Here is a 21,851-nt window from a genome sequence, read left to right on the forward strand (position 1 = left end):
TGCGGGGAGACCCCGCAGGCACGAGGAGGCTCACCGCCCTCCCCGCTGGAAAGCAAGCGCCTGTAGCGGAAAGGAACGATCTCTTCCCAACTCTCACTTTTCTAAAAGAATTCTAGTGTTCCCCAGAGGGAGGCAAGGCCTACACCTACCACATATCTAATAAAATTCACCGGTCCATTCTAAATGAGATGAAATTCAATACCAGTCCACCCCACCACGATTCCTATCGAAAATCAAAGAGTACATGGAAGCGAAAAGGAACGGTCTCCTTCAAAAACCAAAAAAGAAGAAAGCCCTCAAGCTTCCTTCTTAAGACCAGCCTCTTCGCCCAGCACCCTTGATGCTTTACGGACAATATATATCACAGCGAAAAGACCGATCAATTCCCCGATTGAAACCGCAATGGCCCCGTTTATACCATTCCACTGTGGAACCGTATAAACAAGCAGAGTGAGACATACAACAGCAGCCACGATATTCATCACCTGAGCCATGAGCATCCGCTTCGTCAACCGTTTCAGCATCAGGAAGCCATTCAAAAAGTCCACCCAAGGGAAAACAAGCGTTTTGAAGAGAAAGAACTGCATGACATAGAGTGTAGTCTTGGATAGTTCTGGATCCGCACCCATCACCGACCTCATGAAAGCATCTCCAATCGGCGTATAGCAGAGAATGATCAGAAGAAAAGAAGGCAACAGGCTCACAAAGGAGAAGAATCTGATCACCTTTTTCTTGTTCTTATCATACAGCTGCAGAACGAGCTGATGCGTGTACATAAAAAAGCTCAAAAGTAAGTTCACGATACTATAGGCAAGGGCAAAGGAAGCGATACTCATCTCAATATTTTGAGACTGAGAAAGGAAGATATAAATAATCGGGATCAAAAAGGTCTGAATGACGAAATAGAAGACAAGGGGCGTATAGAATTGCGAGATTTCCTTAATGGTCAGACCCGGACCTTTCGCGGGGTAATAGGTCTTCAAAAGACCATTTCCCTTCCAAACACTGATGGCACATTCCACCATCATCCCGATGAGAAAGATCATGGCACCCGCCATACTCGTTACATGATCGAAGGCAACAAACAAATAGGCGGCTAAAAACATGAGGAACAGCCGAACAACGACCATGATTGAAAGCCACTTGGTTTCAAGCTGACTAATGATGATCCCCTGATAGATTCCTCTTATCCCGGAAAATATGATGACAAGGAAGATTACTTTAAACGTGTCCGAAATGGTCGAGACCATATTGAGATCGGCATTAAAAAGGGTCACATACACCCAATCCCCTACAGAGGTATAAGCCAATAGCAGACTGAATCCTGCAAGCAGGGCAATCACAATAAGCATGAACATATTTAATTTCTTAAATCCAGGACGGTCCTTCACAAGGGTCGAACACGTCTGCCGGAAAACGATGATCGGCCGTTCTACGATACCGAATAGCGAAAGGGCCACGGCGTAACAGGCAATGATAAACGCCGCATTCTCCCCTCTGCTCAGCGTACCATTGATAATGATGTGAGTGAGGGACGTCAAGCTTGCCGAAAAGCCGAGCGGAATGAAGAATGCTGCAAGATTCCCATAGGTGAATCGTGTGGATTGGTCCACTTTACCCCTTCTTTCTAAAGTCGGCGCCTCACCAGGATGGCGGGCCGCTCTTGTTGTGCTCCATCCAGCTGAACCGTTTCCACAGGAAAGTCACCCGTGAAAGTGAGAATCTTTGGTTCATCTTCCACTAGAATGGTATCCTCTGATTTTACTCCTGCAATACTTGGGTTCCAAGCATAAATCTGATCATTTTTCACATATTTCGCCGAAAGTCCGGGAAGAAGGAGCTGCTCTCGGGAGGCGAAACCGCTCAACCCCCCCTGATGATGAAAGGTCCATTCTTCTGGAAATCCTGTATCTTCGTACGCCTGCGTCATTTCATTGAAAAGGTGCGCGTAATCAGTACCGGAACGGGTGGCATTGATTATGCGCGCATCAATGGTGGCGACGGCTTCATGTCTCCTCGTAAGCTCTTCGCCCGGACTGCCGAAATGAACCAGGCGCGAGACAGACATGAACCGCCCCTTCCTCCTTCCGCACAGGACAAGAAGAACGTACTCATCGATCACTGCATCCGTCGGCAGGGGATGCCTTCTCGTAAATACCCGGCGATCTGCCGCCACGAGGTTCACCACCGGTTCGATTCCCCTTTCCCAGCAGGCTTTCGCCACGAGTCCGGCCACTTCGAACTCTGTCATCCCCCTTGTAAGATGGAAGGCCGCGTTCTCGATGGCAGCCGCCGTTTCTTTCCCGAATGTCTTCACCTCTACCTTCTCATCAGGAAGGACGGTGGTCCGCAGGGGCTGCAGGATTCCTTCCAGCTCCTGATCAGTCGTATAGCCTTCCAGTGAAAGGGGCTCATACCAGGGAAACTCCCGAACGTCATCGAAATGTGAGCCAAACTCCTCCTCGATCAGTCTCTTTCCCTCTATATTGTTCACAAACAAGGTGACGTCTTCGCCCGTCAACAGGATGGAGGCCACTGCCCTTTCCGTTGCCGGGTTGACATGACTCCTCCCCCCGGTCAGCCATGATACATTTTTTTGCTGTGTGAGGAGGACCGCTTTTGTATGGCTTTCTGCAAGGACCTTCCTGAGCCCTGTCACTTTCTGTTGAAACAAATTCATTTGGCCACTTCCATTCTTTTCGTGATTTTCGTGAAAAAAGGTCCTGCACATTTCGGTGCAGAACCGTTGGATCTTATTTGTCGTGAAGCCATTTATGGTCTGGGTCTTCGTATGGATTGAGCTTGCGTCCGGTTTCTCCAGCCATGAACCATAGGTAATACACTCTGTAACCGCCGGCGCTTCCGACGGGATGGTAGCCTACATCAATGGCAAAGCTGTCCCCGTGGCGGATCGGATAGGCAGTGTCGATGGATCCGTCTTTTGTGTAGTGGTGCTGGACACCGAAGCCTTGTTCGGGATCAACCTGATAATGGTAGATTTCTTCGAGATTCGGTTCTTCGGGAGCGAATTCCCCGTCATGCTTGTGAGGTGGATAGCCTGACCACTGACCTTCATCATTGATCGTTTCCCCGAGGACGATGCGGTCTACCTTGCCATCTGCATTGTCAGCAAGAATGTCATAGACGGTCCTGTTCCACTGCTTTTCACCGCGCTTATGAACCGTGACTTGATCCGGACCGACGACGAACGGTGCGAATTTATTTTCGGCCTTCACCTTGCAGACGGCAATCTTGACGTCTGTTTCCGCCTTCACGCTGAAAGAAGACTGAATCGGCACATACACGGTCGTCGCCTGGCCTTCGAACACGGAAGAACGACCGCCGAGACCTGTCCATTCTTCTCCGTCTGCCCCAATGCTTGCCTTACCGGTCAATATGACAAGAGCATGCTCATAGTCGCCTGTCTGCCCTGAAAATTCCTCTCCTTCATCAAGTTGAAGCTTTCCGAATGAAAGAAATTCGAGATGTTCATAGTCTTCCCCGAAGATATCCTGGTAGCCTTTTTGATCACTTGCTTTGATGAATCGTGTCATCATGCCATCCCCCTTAAAATAACAACGTTGTTATTTTGAAGTATACGTGATTAGTCAGAATGTTTCAACTCATAAATGAGTAGAAGTGAAAAAAGATGAACCCGGGTTTCGATCAAACCGGGATCATCTTTTCTTTTAAGGGCGGAGAATGCGGTGGCCGGCTGCTTTTTGCAGACGGTTCATGACCGCGAGACCGACGCCCTCTTCCGGGAACACTTCGGAATAGATGATATCAAGTTCATATTTGTTGAACGCTCTCAGCGTGTCATACAGATGATGAGCGACGCTGAGCAGGTCGCTCCTTGATCCCGCTGTCAAGATGACCTCGGCTTCATAAAGAGAAGCACACTCCTCCGTGGTCAGGACCCCCACTTTCAATCCTTCCCGCTTCCTGTCATCAACAAGCTTCTGGATGTCTTCCCGGGTTCCCTCCACAAGATAGACAGGAGCATCCGGGGCATAATGGGTATACTTCATTCCAGGGGACTTCGGCGCCCCTTTCCCTTCCTTCAGTGAAGGATCCACGTCTACCCGGCCCACGACTTCTTCAAGCTGCTCTCTCGTGACGCCTCCCGGGCGGAGGACCACAGGGATATCCGATGTGCAATCCACTACCGTCGACTCCACCCCGATGCCCGTTTCACCACCATCGACGACACCTGCAATCTTTCCATCAAGATCCTCGATGACATGAAGGGCCGTTGTCGGACTCGGCCTGCCGGACCGGTTGGCACTCGGTGCAGCGATGGGAAGTCCGCTTTCCTCGATGAGGGATAGGGCGACAGGATGGTCCGGCATCCTGATTCCCACTGAATCCAAACCGGCGGTCACACGTTGAGAGAAAACGCCTGGTTTATTTTTAAAGATCAAGGTGAGGGGACCCGGCCAATATGCATCCATGAGCAGATGAGCCTTATCCGGAATCTCCTCTACCAGTTCAGTCAGCTGTTGTTTGTTCGCAATGTGGACAATGAGTGGATTATCGGACGGCCTGCCTTTAGCCAGGAAAATCTTTTCGACGGCTTCGTCAGAGGTAGCGTTCGCTCCGAGGCCATAAACGGTCTCTGTCGGAAAGGCCACCGTTTCATTTCTACGTAAATGGGTAGCCGCATCCACAATCTGTGGATAACTTTTTTTGTTACCCACATCGTTTTCCACATTCCAAATTTTCATCATCGTGTTCATCCACCTTTTCCATTCGCTTGGCCACTTATTCACTGGATGGGGATAAACCCTTAATAAATAAGCTTTCTCTGCGATTGCTCTTTTGAAAGTATAAAAGAAAAGAGTGAATTTCTCAAGTGCTATCCACAATCCGTGTACAATTCGGAAACGACTGTGGATAACCCTGTGGATGAGTGTGTATAATTTCTGAAAACATCAATTGTTTTGTCATTATGGTTTTCTCTTTCTGTTGGGATTTCGCTCCAACAGGAATAAAGCGGTTCCCATTTTGACCCTTTCTAGCTCATTTTCATTATAACGAACAATGTCACATCTCCAGCTTCATGACCATACAGTTATCCACAGTGGATAACTTCTGCGCGTGGACGAATCCCGCTAAATCATCAACGAAAGAACTTTCACTGAATCCGAGAAGGTGGAAGAATTGCAGGGAAGCCTGCCGGTTCGTAATGAGATAGAGTCTTTCGATTTCCTTTTCTTTCGCAAGCTTCAAGCTTTCCTGGAAAAGGGCAAATAACTCTTCGGTGCTGAATGATGGTGTGACGACGAGGGAACGCAGGAGCCCCACTTTCCCCCGGGTCTCGATTCCCAATGTCCCGATGATGTCTCCTTCTTCATTCTCTACGACAAGGAAGCGGTCGATGCTTCCGTATACACCTTCCGTGCTTAAGTCCGCCTGCTTTAAAAAGGCAATGATCGGCAGTGCGTCGGCGATCACAGCCTGACGAATGGTCTTCGACATAATGATTGTCCTCCCTTTTCTATCATCCTTACTGTAAGTGTATGAGTAGCTAGAGAAAGTAGAACAAAAAAAGAGAGCCCGCTCGGCTCCCTTCAAGCTTATTGAAATAATCCTTTGACCATATCGACGATGAAGAAGCGTACTTCGACTTCTTCCTCTTCCTCTTCGGCAAATACCGGCTGCTTCTGAGCTTCTTCTGAATCAGGAGTCATCTGTGCCTCAACCGTTTGTACTTCTTCTGTCAGAGGCTGCTTTCCTTCTTCTGCTTTGACCGCGGTTTCTTCCACAGCAGGATCTGTGTCCGCTTTTGGAGTTGCCCCCTCCTCTGGATCCTCGGCAAGGGTGTCCTCTTCTTGAACGTCCGCTTTCGGCGCAGCGTCTTGTTTCACTTCCGGTTCTTCCATCACACGGTCATCCGCTGTGGTGACCTCCTTGCCGCTCGCTTCGACTTTCGTTTCGAATCCCTGGCTGCTGACGGCATTCCCAGTAGAGAAATCAAGGAAGCATAGGGGCGGATACAGGACGCACCACCAGTTGGCTCCTTGTCCTTTTCCCAGGGTGATCAGGACCGCTTCATATTCCCCAGCCGGATAGAGGAACTGACCGTAAAGCTTGGTCGGAAAATCGACTTTACCGAATTCGATGGCTACATCCTGGGTTACCCCTTCTTCTTTCAACACGTCCTGGGCAATTTCCTTCAATTGCGGCAGTCCTTCCTTTATGACGTGCTTGGCTTCTTCCTTATCCTCAAGCTCCGATACCCAGCTCGTGATTTCCTTGTTGACCTCATCGCGGACGAGGCGCTTGACGTTTTGATCTTCATCCCGGTCGCTGTTGGCCAGTATCCTGAGCCTGATCGCATCCTCCGGAATCATGACGGTTTCCTGTGCGCTTGTTACGGCTTCTTGCTTCGGAATATATAAACTCAAGATCGTGCCCACTGATAGAATGAGTAAGTAGCTTAATACCAATTGTTTTGTTTTCATGTTTCTCTCCACCTTCCCTTAGTCACATTGTGGACAAGGTGGGGACATCTTAAACTAGTAAAATGATTTTTTTCTCCTTTTTTATTCTCAGGTCAGATCCTGTCATTCTATCAATCTATGTTCTGGCTAAAACAAAAGCGCCCCTGCCTTCTTAGAAGACAGGGACGCTTGCTATGCTTGCTCACAGAAGACCATCCGGTCCTTTCCGTTGATATCCATGACCACTTCGACGGACGATCGCGGGAATGCTTGGGTGAGCATTTCCGCCACTGTCTCTCCTTGTCCTGCACCGACCTCGAAGCCGATGAGGAATCGCTCGTTCATGATGCGGGGCAGCCCTTCCATGAACCGGCGATACAGGTCATATCCATCTTCTCCACCAAAAAGGGCCAGAGACGGTTCATGATCCACTACCACCTCCGACAACGTTTCACGGTCCGAAAGGGGGATATACGGGGGGTTCGAAAGCAACACGTCGAGGGAGACACCTTCTTCCACCAACGGCTGAAGCAGGTCACCATGATAGAAGGTCACATCTGCCTCCAGGCGTTCTGCATTTCCTTTTGCCACCCCGAGGGCATCCGCTGAAACATCCACGGCCCTTACGTTCACATCTCCAACGTACTCAAGAGCAAGGGAAATCGCGATGGCGCCGCTCCCCGTCCCGATATCGGCGGCTTGGATGGTATGGGAGCCGTTGAACAGCCTTTTCATCCGCTCAAGACTGTAATACACAAGTTCTTCGGTCTCAGGTCGCGGGATCAGCACGTGGCGGTTCACCGTGAAGGTACGTCCATAAAATTCTTCGCTTCCGATCAAGTGCTGAATCGGTATCCCGGACACATGGGCATCCATGCCGCTCCGGAACTCTTCCCAGAGAGAATCCTCCAAGACCGTTTTCTGCTCGGCGAAAAGCCTTGCCCGCGACCAATTCAATAGATGACGGAGATAGAGCTCACCCGCATTCTCATCCCGCCCCTGCTCCTTTAAAAAAGAAGAAGCCCATCTCAGGGCTTCGAATACCGACGGCATCAGACTTCTTCCATCCGTTCAAGAAGCTTGGATTGGTCTTCAATGATGAGTGCATCGATGACATCATCCATCTTCCCTTCCAGGATCTGATCAAGCTTCTGAATCGTCAATCCGATGCGGTGGTCGGTGACGCGGTTTTGAGGGAAGTTGTACGTACGGATTCGTTCCGAGCGGTCCCCCGTACCGACTGCGGACTTACGGGTGGCATCATATTCAGCCTGTGCTTCGCGCTGGAATTTATCATAGACACGGGCACGCAGGACCTTCATGGCCTTTTCCTTGTTTTTGATCTGGGACTTTTCATCCTGACATGATACAACGACACCGGTCGGCAAGTGAGTCAGGCGCACGGCAGACATGGTCGTGTTGACACTCTGTCCTCCGGGTCCGCTGGATGCGAATGTATCGACGCGGATATCTTTATCATGGATATCGACTTCGACCTCTTCTGCTTCCGGCAGGCATGCGACAGTAGCCGTGGACGTATGGATCCTGCCTCCGGATTCCGTTTCCGGCACACGCTGCACACGGTGGGCACCGTTCTCATACTTCATTTTGGAATAAGCGCCATTCCCGTTGATCATGAAGATGATCTCCTTGTATCCGCCCACACCGGTGGAGTTCGCTTCCATCACTTCGATCTTCCAGCCCTGGCTTTCCGCAAAACGACTGTACATGCGGTAAAGGTCACCTGCAAATAGAGCGGCTTCATCTCCGCCGGCTGCACCCCTTACCTCCATGATGACGTTCTTGTCGTCATTAGGATCTTTCGGGATCAGGAGGATTTTGAGCCGATCTTCAAGTGCGGTGATCTGCTCCTCGAGTTCCGACACTTCTTCCTTCACCATTTCGCGCATATCGGCGTCCAGCTTGTCGTCGAGCATGGCTTTGGCGTCCTTGTACTGTTGATTCAGTTCTTTATATTCACGATAAGCTTCCACTGTTGCCTGGATATCAGATTGTTCTTTTGAATATTCTCTTAGCTTCTTAGGGTCATTCACAATTTCCGGATCACTCAGCAATTCGTTCAATTTGTCATAGCGATCTTCCACTGCTTGTAAACGATCATACACAGCTATTCACCTCAATTTTAGTCCATAACAGTCTAATTATATTATACCGATTAGGTAAACACAAGATGGTTCACAACGGGAAGAAGACAAGCAGAACCTGCTCCTGCTTGTCGAAAAATGCTATTGTTCCGTGATCTTGACGTTCATATGAAAACGGGGCAGGGCCCTCTCAAGCTCTTCTTTGAGCATGGCTTCGTTTTTGTCGATTTCGACATGGCCCATCTGCTTCCGGGTGTGAGCCGTGACCCACATCTGGTCTCCGTTGATCCACACTTCATCCGGTTCAAAGGATGATTCATCCGCCACGACTTGCCGGGCCTTATCGACATACTGACCCATGGATGATGACGTGGCGCCCGGCTGGCTGGACAGATTAGGGAAATTTGGATTTCCATTCGACATGTCCTGTACATTCCGGTCGGATTGCTTCAGACCGTTCTTATGGTTGTTCACGAATCGCGTACCGTTTTGATCTTCATTCGTCCCGAAGCCCGATTCATGATTCACGCCACAACCCGCCGTGATGAGCACGAGCCCGCTGCATAAGCAAAAGATGATGTACTTCATCTTCCAACACCTCCTGATGGTTAGGTTTTCCCTTTCATCGGGAGGTATACAGACACAAGAAGCATGGAAAAATATGAGCATAAAAAAACCGCCTCGAAAAGAGACGGTCAGTTTTTGAGCATATCCGGAGTCACACTGACCCCTGTTGGGACTTCATGATGATGGCGGCATCTCGGCTCGTAAGCTTCCGATGCGCCGACAAGGATGATGGGATCATCATAGCATGCAGGTTCGCCGTTGATGAGGCGCTGTGTCCTGCTTGCCGGCGATCCGCATACGGCACAGACTGCTTGCAGCTTCGTCACTTGCTCGGCGATGGACAGGAGCTCCGGCATCGGGCCGAATGGCTCTCCACGGAAATCTTGATCCAGCCCTGCCAGGATAACCCGATATCCACTGTTTGCAAGCTTCTGGGCTACTCCTACGATGGCATCGTCAAAGAACTGCACTTCGTCGATGGCGACCACGTCCACCTTCGGATTCAGATCTTCCAAGATGCTGCTTGCATTCTCCATGGCTTTGGCAATCACGGATGTTCCATTATGGGACACCACGGACTCCTCACTATAGCGGTTATCCAACTTTGGTTTGTAGACGGCAATTTCCTGTTTGGCAAATTGAGTCCTTCTGACTCGGCGGATCAGCTCTTCCGATTTACCCGAAAACATACTGCCGCAAATGACTTCAACCCAACCGGTCTGTTTCATGACATACACGAAAGCGTCGCTCCTTTCCCTGTTTCATCCTTATGTTAAGCATGCCTATATGTAAACGAATCATTCAGGTGATTTTTCCAGAAAAAAAGAGGCACGAAACGCTCCATGCCCGACTTTTGTCCTGGTAATCAGCCCGAAATCGTAAAATGGGCTAATAAAAAACAGGCAAGCATGAACATCCTTGCCTGTTCTGGAATAGAAGGGACGGTGCCCCTCTATTTCATTATTGGTTAGATTTAAGACCGTATTTTTTGTTGAAACGGTCAACACGTCCACCAGCATCCGCGAATTTCTGACGGCCAGTGTAGAATGGATGGCATTCAGAACAAACCTCAACGCGCATTTCTTCTGCTACTGAACCAGTTTCAAATTCGTTACCGCATGCACATTTCACAGTGATGGTGTTGTACTTTGGATGAATTCCTTGTTTCATTACGTTCATCTCCTTCCGCCCTGAATCATCTGAAACAGAGTAATTTATTAACGAAGATAAATATGTGATATGAGCATAAGCCTGATTAAAAGCCAGCCCCTTACCACATCCAGTTATTCAAAACACATTGATTATATTATAACAAGGTCGTCCCTATCTTGCAACCCTGTTATCTTTTTTTCGCTTCATCTGCCAGGACGTTGAAGAACTCTTCATTCGTCTTCGTCTGTTTGATTTTACGCATGAGTTTCTCGGCAAAATCAGGCTGATCCGACATGGCTTTACGGATGGCCCACAGCTTATCCAAGTGATCAGGCTGAATAAGGAGTTCTTCCTTACGCGTACCTGAACGGCGGATGTCAATGGCCGGGAAGATGCGTCGTTCAGCGAGTGAACGGTCAAGGTGAAGCTCCATGTTGCCGGTTCCTTTGAACTCTTCATAGATGACATCATCCATACGTGATCCTGTGTCAACAAGAGCCGTGGCAAGAACGGTGAGGCTTCCCCCTTCTTCGATATTCCGCGCTGCACCGAAGAAGCGCTTCGGACGGTGGAATGCTGCCGGGTCGATCCCGCCCGAGAGCGTACGTCCGCTTGGGGGAATGACGAGGTTATACGCACGTGCCAGTCGGGTGATGCTGTCCATCAGGATGATGACATCGCGCTTATGCTCCACGAGGCGCATCGCACGCTCAAGGACAAGCTCTGCTACTTTGATGTGATTCTCAGGCACTTCATCGAAGGTCGAGCTTACTACTTCCGCTTCAACGGAACGCTCGATGTCTGTCACTTCCTCAGGTCGTTCGTCGATGAGGAGGATGATCAGCTCCGCTTCCGGATGATTGGTGGTGATGGAATTGGCGATCTCCTTGATGAGCATCGTTTTACCCGCTTTAGGCGGGGCAACAACCAATCCACGCTGACCAAAACCGACAGGCGCCATCAAATCCATGATCCGCGTCGAAATTTTATTCGGTGTGGTTTCAAGTTTGATTTGACGATCAGGATATAAAGGCGTCAGCCCCGGGAAGTGGACGCGTTCTTTCGCTGCATTCGGTTCTTCCCCGTTGACCATCTCCACTTGGAGCAGTCCGAAATACCGCTCGTTCTCTTTTGGAGGGCGCACTTTCCCTGATACCTTGTCCCCATTCCTCAGATCAAAGCGTCTGATCTGTGAAGCAGAGATATAGATATCCTCCGAGCTCGGTGAATAATTGATCGGTCGAAGGAATCCGAAGCCTTCCGACTGGATGATCTCGAGCACTCCTTCCATGAAGAAGAAGCCTTCCTGTTCCGCCCTTACTTTCAGGATGGCAAAAATAAGCTCTTTTTTCGTTAATTTACTATAATATGAGACTTTGTATTGTTTGGCCAGCTCATAAAGCTCTTTCAGCTTCATATTTTCCAAGCTGGAAATCGTTAATTCTTCCATAATGACACCACGCTTTATTAATTTGTCCTTCTAAAGGGCATAGGTTTTGAGGAAATGACTGAAGAAATGATGAATGAAGCAGTTAAAATGAGTTCTAGCTGAAGTAAAAACCTTACTCATTGTACCCATACTCGTCCAATTGCGCAAGATATCGTTTTGGCCGGATGGACGATCCGTACAGGGGAAATGAAGGAAGGATATAGTGAAGAAAGGGCATGCGGCAACAGAAGTAATGAAGGGCAGAACCATTTCTGCCCTTCATTCTGTATGAGACTTATTTCATGACGAGATTCGGTTTCTTTTGAAGGCTGTGCCTTCCATCGATGAATCGTACGGTTCCGGATTTGGCACGCATGACGACCGAGTGGGTCAACCCGTAAGCGCCTTTCAGCTGAACGCCTTTCAGGAGCTCTCCATCGGTGACACCTGTAGCAGCAAAGATGGCATCATCCCCGCACACGAGATCCTCCATTCGAAGGATCTTGTCGACGTCGAGGCCCATTCCGATGCACCGTTGAAGCTCGGCATCATTCTGTGGAAGGAGCTTCCCTTGGATTTCTCCACCAAGGCACTTCAATGCGACAGCAGCGAGCACCCCTTCAGGCGCACCACCAGATCCGAAGAGGATGTCCACACCCGTATGATCAAAGGCCGTGTTCATGGCACCTGCGACATCCCCATCATTGATGAGCTTGATCCGGCATCCGACATCCCTGAGCTGCTGGATGATATGCTGATGGCGTTCACGGTTCAGGACCGTTGCCACTACATCCTCGATGTCCTTGTTCTTTGCCTTGGCAACAGCCTTCAGGTTGTCGAGGATGGATGCATTGATATCGATCTGTCCAACGGCTTCAGGTCCGACGGCAATTTTGTCCATATACATATCAGGAGCATTCAACAGATTGCCATCATCGGCTACAGCTAGGACGGCAAGTGCGTTCCAGCCACCGGAAGCGACGATATTGGTCCCTTCCAAGGGATCGACGGCTACATCCACGCGTGGACCATAGCCTGTCCCGAGCTTTTCCCCGATATAGAGCATAGGCGCTTCGTCCATCTCGCCTTCCCCGATGACGACCGTCCCTTTCATCGGTACCGTATCGAATACATCCCTCATGGCAGATGTCGCAGCGTCGTCTGCTTCATCCTTCTTACCGCGTCCCATCCAGCGAGCAGATGCAAGCGCGGCGCCTTCCGTCACCCGTACAAGTTCCATCGATAAACTTCTCTCCATGAATAAAAGCCTCCCATTCCCGTTTATGTGAGCCTTCCGCATATGAAGCGAAACAGCTTAAATTGTATAACCTAATGACAGATTTATTGTATCACATTCAAACGGGAGCGAGAGTCATTTTTCTGAAATAATTGTTTTTACGATTTTAATTGTTCCAATTCTTCCTCGGTCATCTTCTCTCTCCAGATGGTGGCTCCCAATCCTTCGAGCTTTTCGACGAGGTCGCTGTAGCCGCGGTCGATATGTTCCAAGCCCGTGACTTCCGTGACACCTTCAGCCATGAGTCCGGCAATGACAAGAGCAGCACCTGCGCGAAGGTCACTTGCCTTCACCTTGGCTCCCTGCAGTTGTACCGGTCCGTTGACGATGGCAGAACGCCCCTCGACTTTGATCGTTGCATTCATTCTCCTAAGCTCATCAATATGCTTGAAACGCGCAGAATAGATTGTATCCGTCACGACGGCTGAACCTTCCGCCCTGTTCAAGAGGGTCGTGAACGGCTGCTGGAGGTCTGTCGGAAAACCAGGGTACACGAGGGTTTTCACGTCGACGGCTTTCAGCTTGTCCGCCCTGCCGATGAAGATTTGATCATCGTTCGTCTCGACGGGTACACCCATTTCCCTGAGCTTGGCGATGACGGATTCCATATGGAGGGGAATCACATTATCGACCAATACGCCTTTACCGACGGCAGCAGCCAGGATCATGAAGGTTCCGGCCTCGATGCGATCAGGGATGATCGTGTGGCGGCAGCCGTGAAGTTCATCGACTCCATCGATCCGGATCACATCGGTACCCGCCCCTTTGATCTTCGCTCCCATATTCGATAGAAGCGTAGCCACATCGATGATTTCCGGTTCTTTGGCAGCGTTCTCGATGACCGTACGGCCTTTTGCCCGCACGGCTGCCAGCATGATGTTGATCGTAGCCCCTACGCTCACCACATCAAGGTAGATCCTGGCACCCCTGAGTTCATCCGCACGGAGATAGATCGCTCCCTGCTCATTCGTCACTTCGGCTCCCAGGGCTTCAAAGCCTTTGATATGCTGGTCGATGGGACGGGGTCCAAGGTGGCATCCCCCAGGCAGACCGATGACGGCTTTTTTGAAGCGCCCGAGCATGGCTCCCATCAAATAGTAGGAAGCGCGAAGCTTTTTCACTTTTCCGCTCGGAAGAGGCATGGACACCATGCTGGATGGATCGACATTCATTTCTCCATCTTCCCCGAGGCTGACCGTGCCCCCGATTTCCTCGAGTAGGTCCTTGAGCGTCCGTACATCCGAAATATCCGGAAGCCCTTCAATCGTCACAGGGGAATCGGCCAGAATGGTAGCCGGGATCAGGGCGACGGCGCTGTTTTTGGCACCGCTCACCTTGATCGTCCCCTCAAGCGGATAGCCGCCTGCAATTTTAAGCTTTTCCATAGTTAAACTCCCTTCCTTGCTGCACAGGTTTCAGCCCGCCAGCCAAAAGGATTAATTTTCCATAAGTGAACCGTCTAAGAAGTATTGTCTACTAGTGTATACATCTTTCGTCAAATCATGTATGATTTGCTCGAAAAAATTCCACTCTTTACTATAACGCAGAGTCAGCGGTTGTTCCAGTCTGCCAGGAACGCTTCGATTCCTTTATCCGTCAGTGGATGATGGAACAGCTGCTTGAGCACTTTAAGAGGGACAGTGGCGATATGTGCCCCCCGGAGCGCCGCTTCCGTAATATGTTGCGGATGGCGGGTAGATGCCGCTATGATTTCTGTTTCAAGACCGTGGATGGCGAAGATTTCAGCAATCTTCGATACCAGTTCAAGACCGTCATGCCCGATATCATCTAGTCTTCCTAAAAAAGGCGAAACGTAGGTAGCACCTGCACGGGCGGCCAGGAGTGCTTGGTTCGCACTGAAGATTAACGTCACATTGGTCTTGATTCCTTCTTTAGCAAAAGTAGATGCCGCCGTTAACCCATCTGGGGTCATCGGCAATTTGATTGTGATATTCGGAGCGATCTTGGCCAGTTCCAACCCTTCCTTGATCATTCCTTCGGCATCCGTCGCAATGACTTCTGCACTGACAGATCCCGGTACAAGCTCTGTGATTTCCTTGAGGCGCTCTTCAAAGGTTACCCCTTTTTCCTTTGCCACCAAAGATGGATTCGTTGTCACACCAGACACGATCCCCCAGTTGTACGCTTCTCTGATTTCGTCCATGTTCGCAGTATCAATAAAAAATTTCATTTCCCTCTCCCCCAGGTTTCGACAAAATTTTCAATCAATTTAAATGAACGGAAAGGACTGGACCAGTCGTTTCCACTGGTGCCAGTCCCATCCATCTACATTCTATACGTACCACAAAAGGGAAAAGACTAACCTGACGGCACGCTTTTCCTACTTTTGACCTTATTGATTACGCTTGGTTAGAAGAACCGAATTCACGCATTTTACCGATGACTGTCGCTTTGATTGCTTCGCGAGCAGGTCCGAGGTATTTACGTGGATCGTATACTTCAGAATCAGCAGCAAGTACTTCGCGTACTTTCTTAGCTGAAGCGATTTGGTTTTCAGTGTTCACGTTGATTTTGGCAGTTCCGAAAGAGATCGCTTTTTGGATGTCTTTTGTCGGGATACCAGTACCACCGTGAAGAACTAGAGGAACACCAGTAGCTGCTCCGATTTCTTCCATTTCTTTGAATCCAAGGTTTGGTTCACCTTTGTAAGGACCGTGAACAGAACCAAGAGCTGGAGCAAGTGTATCGATACCAGTACGTTCTACTAGTTCTTGACACTCTTTAGGGTCAGCATAGATTACGCCATCAGCGATAACGTCATCTTCTTGACCGCCCACTGTTCCAAGTTCAGCTTCAACAGAAACACCTTTTGCGTGAGCATATTCTACCACTTTAGAAGTGATTTCGATATTTTCTTCGAAAGGACCGTGTGAAGCATCGATCATAACAGATGTGAAGCCAGCGTCGATCGCTTCTTTACATTTATCGAAGCTTGAACCGTGGTCCAAGTGGATCGCAACAGGTACAGTGATGTTCAAGTCTTCCATAAGACCTTCAACAATCTTCACGACTGTTTTGAATCCGCTCATGTAACGTGCCGCACCTTCAGAAACACCTAGAATGACAGGTGATTTCTCTTCTTCTGCAGCTTGCAGGATCGCTTGAGTGAACTCAAGGTTGTTCAGGTTGAACTGACCAACTGCATAGTTTTTTTCTTTTGCTTGAATAAGCATGTCTTTCATAGACACTAAAGGCATGACTGTTTCCTCCTTTTATCCGTCAGTATACCATCCTATCTGGAGATGGCGGTGTTAGTTATAGCACCACGTGACATTGTTTACAATTTCACTTGTATCATACCAAAACAGAATAGATTTTACCAACAGAGAAGACGAAATGCTAAAAATACTACTATTTTTATTTTTCTAACAAATTTTAGGCAGGGATGTACTGTTTGACGGCCCGTCGGATGTCGTCGATATCAAACGGCTTCGCGAAATGTGTTAGAGCCCCAAGGTCTTTCGCCTCTTGGATCATATCAAGCTCACCATAGGCGGTCATGATGATGACCCTGATCCCATCGTCCTTTTGCTTCATCCGTTTCAGGATTTCGATTCCATCCATTCCAGGTATTTTCATATCAAGGAGGACAAGGTCGGGGGAATGCTGATCGACAATTTCCAGTGCCTGTATCCCGTTCGCAGCCTGGAATGTTTGATATCCTTCCTTTTGAAGTACCTCATTCAATAGAATCCTGATACCAAATTGATCGTCCACGATAAGTATTTTCTCGTTCATAAAGCCCTATCCCCTCCGTTTATGGTGTCGGTATGTAAAAACGCTCCTTCACTGATGCCCAACTTTTATTATAAGTAATTCTCTGCCAAAGGGGAATATCCTTCTCTTCCACAACATTTTACTTCTCCACACGTCCCATTTATAATGACGTATAGTCCATTACTCGAAAATAAGGAGAATCCACATATTATGATCAAGATGTTCACGACACAGCTGACCGGTCTCTTTCAGCGGATTTCCGGCAAGCAGGAATTCGAAATCGAAGACTCTTCCCGTCTACTGGCCCAGGCTGCCATAGGAGAGGGCACGATTTATATACAGGCATTCGGTGAAATGGAAGGCGTGGCCGCAGAGGCCATTTCCGGTGCGGAGCCCCTGCCTTCAGCTGCAAGGTATCACGAAGACGTCGAGCTGACGGAAGCCGACCGCGTCCTCATTGTCACCAGGCTTTCCACTGATGAAGAAGCCGTGACCTTCGCCCGCGGTCTCGCAGAAAAAGGCATCCCGTCCGTAGGGATTTCCGGTATGGTGCCCGGAGATGGAAGCCTCGAGGAGATCTGTGACTTCCACGTTGATACGAAAGTCATCAAAGGGCTCCTTCCCGGGGAAGAAATCGGGGAAAGGGTCAGCTTCCCTTCAAGCATGGCTGCCCTCTATATTTATTTCGCTCTATCGTTCCTGATCAAAGAGATTCTATCAGAATATGAAGAATGAAATCGTCCCGCCTGATGATGGCGGGACGATTTTTTATGCACTCCGAAGTTTCCTTGCGTGGATGTAGGTGACCGCGAGCGCAAGCACAAGGACGCTCCCCTTGATGATCTCAAACGCATAGTAGGGAAGATTCATCATGGTGAGTCCATTGAGGAGGACGCCGATGAGGGCTGCCCCGAAGAAGGTGCCCAGCACATTCGGCTTCCCGGCACCGAGGACCGAGAACCCTACGAAGACCGCGGCAACGGCTTCCATCAGAAGCGGAGCCCCGGCATCGATCTGACCGGAACCGACCCTGGCAGTGAACAGGACGCCTCCGATCGAGGCGAACACGCCCGATGCGACATAGGCCAACACCTTCACCCGTTTGACAGGGATCCCCGACAGCCTCGATGCTTCCACATTCCCGCCAGTCATATAAAGGACCCTCCCCCATCTGGTGAAATGAAGGATGGCGTACACGATCGCAACGAGGACGAGCATGATCCAGACCGGTACCGGGAGCCCGAGCCATTTCCCCTGGCCGATGAAGAGGAAGGCATCCGAGAACTCTCCCGGGGCCGTTCCGCCTTTCGACATGGGCATGTGACTGTAGATCGAATAGCCTTCTGTATAGGTCCGGTGAAGCCCGGAAATGATGTACATTGCCCCGAGGGTCGCCAGGAGGTCTGGAATCCCGATCTTGACGATGAGAAAGGAGTTGAATAGACCGACAAGAGCCCCTACGGCAATCGGCAGGAGGATGACCAGCCAGAGAGGCGCCTCATACCATACCATCAGGGAGGCGGTAATGACGGTTGACAGAGAAACCGTGGAACCGACGGACAAGTCGAACCCGTCGACGGCCAGCGTAAAGGTCACGCCAATTGCAACCAGGGTAACAATGGAAATCGACCTGAGGATATCCGAGATGTTTCCATATGTGAAAAACACCGGATTATACAAACTGAAAAAAATCAAAATGATGACCATCATGGCGATGGCCCCGTATTTAAACAAATAGTCGAGCGTCTTCACGTGTGTCCTTCCCTCCTGAAGCGTAGTACAAAATCGTCTCCTGGGTTGCTTCTTCCCTGGTCAATTCCTTCACGACCTCCCCGTCGTACATGACCAGGATGCGATCAGAAATCGCCATGATCTCCTGCAGTTCACAGGAGAAGTACAGGATCCCCTTCCCTTTTTCCGCAAGGGACTGGATCAAGTGGAAAATCTCTTTTTTTGCCCCAACGTCCACCCCTTTGGTGGGCTCATCGAACAATAACAGGGATGCATCCATGGTGAGCCACTTCCCGATGGCCACCTTTTGTTGATTACCCCCGCTCAAATAGTGGGCATGCAGGCTGTCACTGGACGCCTTGATGCCAAGGGATGCAATGACTTCCCGTGACATCTCCCTTTCCTTTTCCTTATTGATCCATAGGTTCTTTGAAATGGATCGTAAAGCCGGGAAGCTCAGATTCTTCCGGATGGACTCATGGACGAACAAGCCCTCCTTCCTCCGTTCTTCCGGTACCAGCGCAAGACCGTTACGGACCGCATCCACAGGGCTGGAGTGGCCGATCTCTTTTCCCTTCAGCTTGAATCGGCCTTTGGCTGGCACGGCCCCGAAGAGCGACTTGGCAAGTTCGGTCTTGCCTGCGCCGACAAGCCCGGCCACGCCTACGATCTCCCCTTCACGTACGGTGAGCGATATATCCTTCAGCAACGCACCATCCGAGACACCACTTGCCTCGAATAATACGTCACCGGTCACCGACTGATTCCGGTTGAACTCCTCTTTGTATGTCCCCCCGATCATCGCTTCGACGATGGCCCTCGGCGTGACTTCCTGCGTTTCGTACGTTCCCACCGTGCCTCCGTCCTTCATGACCGTGATGCGGTCGGAGATCTGGAAGACTTCCGGCAGCCGGTGGGAAATGAAGATGATGGCAACGCCAGACGCCTTCAACTCTTCAATGACACGGAACAGTTTTTCTGTTTCCGTAGAGCTGAGGGGGGCAGTGGGCTCATCCAATATCAGGACCTTGGCATCCCTCAGGAGGCACCTCGTCAATAAAATCATCTGTTTATCCGCAAGACTGAGCCTGCCCACCGGTTCCTGCAAAGGGATCGATTCATGCTTGATCCGCTTCAACCCTTCCCCCGCCTTTTTCTCCATCGCTTTCTTCCGGATGAAGAAGGATCCTCCCGGGGAAAAATCGTCCAACAGGATATTTTCCATGGCACTCAACCCGGCTATGAGCGCCGTGTCGACTTCCTGATACACACAGTGGATCCCATGGTCCTTTGCTTCCTTAGGCGTGCGGCATGTCACCTTCTCACCGTTCAGGCGGATCTCCCCTTCATCCTGCTCATACGCGCCGGACAGGATTTTCATCAGGGTACTTTTCCCTGCACCGTTTGCCCCCAAGAGCGCATGCACTTCTCCTGCCCTTACTTCAAAAGAAGCCTCCTTCAGTGCCTGCACCCCGGCAAACGCTTTGTTCATCTTCACCATTTCCACTACAGCAGACACATCGTCCACTCCTTTACGATTCAAATGATGCCTCGAGCTTCTTCAACTCGTTGGAATACCCTTGTTCGCTCGCCCCCCAGCCGTCGATATGCTCACTCAATTGATCGGTGGTGATCGTTTCTTCCGGAAGCTGCTCTTTCTCGACGAAGACCGGTTCAAGCTTCACCGTTTGAGGCGTTTCCTCCCCGTCAAGCTTTTGGTAAAGGAAGCGGACCTGCACGCGGCCGATATCCTTCGGGTCCACTGCTGCGGACGCCACCCATGGGCTTCCTTCTTTCTGGATGATCTGGAGATCTTCGTCGCTCATATCGATTCCGTACACCTTGATCTCGTTTCTCCCTGCCGCTTCGATGGCACGGACGGCCCCTTTGGCGAATTCATCCCACGCGGCCCATACCGCATCGATTTCTCCTTTCGGATACTGCTTCAGGATCGCTTCCATCTGTGCCTGGGTATCCAGGGCCGTGTTGTTGGTCGCCGCTCCGAATGCAGCCACTTCTTTGATATCCGGGTTCTCTTTCAGGAACTCCTGATACGCGACTTGACGCCTTTCCATCGGAGCGAATCCTGCCACCCAGATTTTCACGATATTCCCCTTGCCTCCAAGCTCATCAGAGAGTTTGGAAAGGGTCTGTTCCGCCATCTGCTGATCCCCCTGTTCAAGGACGGTCACACCATCCGATTCCACATCGGCATCAAACACGACGACCGGTATCTTGGCCTCTTTTGCTTTTTCCACTCCTGATTGCAACGCTTCCTTCGTGCCGTGGTCAATGAGGATCCCATCAAACTTCTGGTTGATGGCCGCATCCAGATTCGAAGACATTTTGGCCAAGTCCCCTTCAGAAGTGAATACCTGTACTTCCCCGCCGAATTTCTTCACCTGCTCTTTTACTCCTTCAATATACTGGGCCGAGAACGTCCCCAGGTTGATCTGCATGATCAAGGCAATCTTCTTCCCTGCCAGCGGGTGCTCGGACGTCCCCTGCTTTTCTTCCCCTTTGGATTCTGACGATACGTTCGGCTGACAGGCAGCCAGTGTGATGAGTAGTGTCGCAAATAAGAGTACTGATAAAACCTTTTTCATTCTCTCTTCTCCTTCCGGGATCTTCCCGCCTCATTTTTTCTCTACAAAAATAAAAACCTCTTTTCCTGAGGAAAAGAGGTGTATGTACGGATGAACGCACTCTTATCACTCAGGAATCACATCCTGCAGGTCTTAGCACCTTTCCGTGTATACGGTAGGTTGCCGGGCATCATCGGGCCAGTCCCTCTGCCAACTCTTTATAAGAGAAAACTATGAAATTTTGATTACATATTGGATATCTTAACGAGGTGAGTGAATATTGTCAATATTCTTTTTGGAATTCTATAAGTTTAAAGCCTAATCGTTCTCTCCTTCAAAAAGCAATGAACAGGAACGGGGGGCGTTCCCTTTCGCTGCAGGGACTTGATTTCCACGGGGAGGCAGTCGAGACACTTCCGCTTCCGTCCACTTTGTGGTGACTATTACGTATGAATAAACCACTGAAAGGGTGGTTAGATGGTCCACGGGGTTTTCTAAGTTAGCATTCAGCTATTCTATGGTGAGTGGTGCGGCACGTTGGATGGAGTGAACGATGGGTTATTTCAAGAAAAGGAGGGGCGATTTTTGCCGACTGGATCAAAAATGGGTGTAGCGGGGCTATGATGGGGCTCTTTCATCCCTTAATTTGTAGAAAATCCAATCATTTTTCACCATTCCCATCCCTTTTACCTCTCCACCAACCCATTTATTACCGACTTTTTCATTTTTATTTTCAACTTCTGGAGTTTTTCTACCGACTTTCAACTTTTTATTACCAACTTCCGCTTTTTTATCGAAATC

Annotated in this window: 22 protein-coding genes and 1 riboswitch; of the genes, 1 reads left to right on the forward strand and 21 read right to left on the reverse strand. The window is 49.8% G+C overall.

Annotated elements, in window-relative coordinates; genetic code table 11:
- Positions 1-296 precede the first annotated feature (296 nt).
- From ACNA6I_RS20695 to ACNA6I_RS20775, 17 genes are all read right to left on the reverse strand, one after another.
- Positions 297-1,613 (reverse strand): multi antimicrobial extrusion protein MatE, encoded by a 1,317-nt coding sequence (locus ACNA6I_RS20695; protein WP_416314107.1) that lies wholly within the window; start codon positions 1,611-1,613, stop codon positions 297-299.
- 14 nt (positions 1,614-1,627) lie between these two features.
- Positions 1,628-2,680 carry a M24 family metallopeptidase gene (locus tag ACNA6I_RS20700; protein ID WP_048014159.1) on the reverse strand — a complete coding sequence of 351 codons (1,053 nt, stop codon included), beginning with the start codon at positions 2,678-2,680 and terminating at the stop codon, positions 1,628-1,630.
- Between the two features lie 73 nt (positions 2,681-2,753).
- Positions 2,754-3,557, reverse strand: coding sequence for a 5-deoxy-glucuronate isomerase (gene iolB / locus ACNA6I_RS20705; protein ID WP_416314108.1), 804 nt, complete (start codon positions 3,555-3,557; stop codon positions 2,754-2,756).
- 132 nt (positions 3,558-3,689) lie between these two features.
- Entirely contained in the window at positions 3,690-4,730 is a 1,041-nt protein-coding gene (locus ACNA6I_RS20710) for an L-threonylcarbamoyladenylate synthase (protein WP_416314109.1), read from the reverse strand.
- 316 nt (positions 4,731-5,046) lie between these two features.
- On the reverse strand, positions 5,047-5,481 hold the full coding sequence (locus ACNA6I_RS20715) for a GNAT family N-acetyltransferase (protein ID WP_416314110.1): 435 nt from the start codon (positions 5,479-5,481) through the stop codon (positions 5,047-5,049).
- Between the two features lie 98 nt (positions 5,482-5,579).
- Positions 5,580-6,467, reverse strand: coding sequence for a stage II sporulation protein R (gene spoIIR / locus ACNA6I_RS20720; protein WP_416314111.1), 888 nt, complete (start codon positions 6,465-6,467; stop codon positions 5,580-5,582).
- Positions 6,468-6,638: 171 nt separating this feature from the next.
- Positions 6,639-7,499, reverse strand: coding sequence for a peptide chain release factor N(5)-glutamine methyltransferase (prmC, locus tag ACNA6I_RS20725; protein ID WP_416314112.1), 861 nt, complete (start codon positions 7,497-7,499; stop codon positions 6,639-6,641).
- Positions 7,499-8,572: a peptide chain release factor 1 gene (gene prfA / locus ACNA6I_RS20730; protein WP_048004839.1), complete on the reverse strand. Its 1,074-nt coding sequence runs from the start codon at positions 8,570-8,572 to the stop codon at positions 7,499-7,501. Before prfA ends, prmC begins: the two co-directional genes overlap by 1 nt.
- 120 nt (positions 8,573-8,692) lie before the next feature.
- On the reverse strand, positions 8,693-9,139 hold the full coding sequence (locus ACNA6I_RS20735; protein WP_048004838.1) for a hypothetical protein: 447 nt from the start codon (positions 9,137-9,139) through the stop codon (positions 8,693-8,695).
- Between the two features lie 107 nt (positions 9,140-9,246).
- Positions 9,247-9,855 carry a thymidine kinase gene (locus tag ACNA6I_RS20740; protein WP_048004837.1) on the reverse strand — a complete coding sequence of 203 codons (609 nt, stop codon included), beginning with the start codon at positions 9,853-9,855 and terminating at the stop codon, positions 9,247-9,249.
- 223 nt (positions 9,856-10,078) lie between these two features.
- Positions 10,079-10,288, reverse strand: a complete 210-nt coding sequence (rpmE, locus tag ACNA6I_RS20745; RefSeq protein WP_048004836.1) for a 50S ribosomal protein L31 — start codon at positions 10,286-10,288, stop codon at positions 10,079-10,081.
- A gap of 169 nt (positions 10,289-10,457) precedes the next feature.
- Positions 10,458-11,720, reverse strand: a complete 1,263-nt coding sequence (gene rho / locus ACNA6I_RS20750; RefSeq protein ID WP_048004835.1) for a transcription termination factor Rho — start codon at positions 11,718-11,720, stop codon at positions 10,458-10,460.
- Between the two features lie 274 nt (positions 11,721-11,994).
- A complete protein-coding gene (gene glpX / locus ACNA6I_RS20755; RefSeq protein ID WP_048004834.1) occupies positions 11,995-12,957 on the reverse strand; it encodes a class II fructose-bisphosphatase in 963 nt (320 codons plus the stop codon).
- 137 nt (positions 12,958-13,094) lie between these two features.
- Entirely contained in the window at positions 13,095-14,381 is a 1,287-nt protein-coding gene (locus ACNA6I_RS20760) for a UDP-N-acetylglucosamine 1-carboxyvinyltransferase (RefSeq protein WP_048004833.1), read from the reverse strand.
- Between the two features lie 164 nt (positions 14,382-14,545).
- Positions 14,546-15,187, reverse strand: coding sequence for a fructose-6-phosphate aldolase (gene fsa / locus ACNA6I_RS20765; RefSeq protein WP_048004832.1), 642 nt, complete (start codon positions 15,185-15,187; stop codon positions 14,546-14,548).
- Between the two features lie 169 nt (positions 15,188-15,356).
- On the reverse strand, positions 15,357-16,214 hold the full coding sequence (fdaB, locus tag ACNA6I_RS20770) for a class IIb fructose-bisphosphate aldolase FdaB (protein ID WP_048004831.1): 858 nt from the start codon (positions 16,212-16,214) through the stop codon (positions 15,357-15,359).
- A gap of 178 nt (positions 16,215-16,392) precedes the next feature.
- Positions 16,393-16,755, reverse strand: coding sequence for a response regulator (locus ACNA6I_RS20775; RefSeq protein WP_048004830.1), 363 nt, complete (start codon positions 16,753-16,755; stop codon positions 16,393-16,395).
- 189 nt (positions 16,756-16,944) lie between these two features.
- On the opposite strand from ACNA6I_RS20775, the gene ACNA6I_RS20780 reads away from it, so the two are divergent.
- Positions 16,945-17,469, forward strand: a complete 525-nt coding sequence (locus ACNA6I_RS20780) for a DUF2529 domain-containing protein (protein WP_048004829.1) — start codon at positions 16,945-16,947, stop codon at positions 17,467-17,469.
- 33 nt (positions 17,470-17,502) lie between these two features.
- On the opposite strand, the gene ACNA6I_RS20785 is transcribed toward ACNA6I_RS20780, so the two are convergent.
- From ACNA6I_RS20785 to ACNA6I_RS20800, 4 genes are all read right to left on the reverse strand, one after another.
- Complete coding sequence (locus ACNA6I_RS20785; RefSeq protein WP_063191985.1) at positions 17,503-18,444, reverse strand: ABC transporter permease; 942 nt, start codon at positions 18,442-18,444, stop codon at positions 17,503-17,505.
- Between the two features lie 16 nt (positions 18,445-18,460).
- The gene (locus ACNA6I_RS20790; RefSeq protein WP_048014216.1) at positions 18,461-19,966 is read right to left on the reverse strand and encodes a sugar ABC transporter ATP-binding protein; all 1,506 of its coding nucleotides are present in this window, start codon (positions 19,964-19,966) and stop codon (positions 18,461-18,463) included.
- A 31-nt stretch (positions 19,967-19,997) separates the two neighbouring features.
- Complete coding sequence (locus tag ACNA6I_RS20795; RefSeq protein ID WP_416314113.1) at positions 19,998-21,071, reverse strand: sugar ABC transporter substrate-binding protein; 1,074 nt, start codon at positions 21,069-21,071, stop codon at positions 19,998-20,000.
- A 99-nt stretch (positions 21,072-21,170) separates the two neighbouring features.
- A riboswitch (SAM riboswitch) is annotated at positions 21,171-21,277 on the reverse strand.
- Between the two features lie 391 nt (positions 21,278-21,668).
- Positions 21,669-21,815 carry a hypothetical protein gene (locus ACNA6I_RS20800; RefSeq protein ID WP_416314114.1) on the reverse strand — a complete coding sequence of 49 codons (147 nt, stop codon included), beginning with the start codon at positions 21,813-21,815 and terminating at the stop codon, positions 21,669-21,671.
- Positions 21,816-21,851: the final 36 nt, after the last annotated feature.

Origin of the sequence: Rossellomorea sp. FS2, assembly GCF_047915635.1 — a bacterium.
Classification (GTDB): Bacteria; Bacillota; Bacilli; order Bacillales; family Bacillaceae_B; genus Rossellomorea; species Rossellomorea marisflavi_A.